This is a genomic window from Neoluteolibacter marinus (assembly GCF_014904755.1).
GTDB lineage: Bacteria > Verrucomicrobiota > Verrucomicrobiia > Verrucomicrobiales > Akkermansiaceae > Haloferula > Haloferula marina.
In genome coordinates, this window is sequence record NZ_JACZFQ010000220.1 from 1 (window position 1) to 369 (window position 369).

Annotated in this window: 1 protein-coding gene; it reads right to left on the bottom strand. The window is 63.4% G+C overall.

Annotation, left to right across the window (positions count from 1 at the left end; translation table 11 throughout):
- Window positions 1-369: BCCT family transporter (locus IG178_RS24560; protein ID WP_193215221.1), on the bottom strand; the 369-nt coding region annotated here is incomplete at both ends.

The window sequence follows — 369 nt, forward strand, 5'->3', positions numbered from 1 at the left end:
GCCCCTTGGAGATCTGAGCGATGAAGATGCCCACGAACGGCGACCAGGTGATCGTCCAGGCCCAGTAGAAGACCGTCCAGCCGTTCTGCCAGCCGGTGTCGTCGAGGGTGTCGTTCCAGAACATGAGTCCCGGCAGCTCCTGCATGTACACACCGAACCATTCGATGGTGCCGCGCAGCAGCATCACGGTCGGGCCCGAGACCAGGACGAAGACCAGCAGGCCGATCGCCAGCAGGATGTTCGTGTTGGACAGCACCTTGATGCCGCGGTCGAGACCCAGTGCCACGGAGACCGAGGCCACGAGGGTCACTGCGGCGATGATGAGGATCTGGCTGAGAGCGGACTCGGAGATGCCGAAGAGGCTGGCCA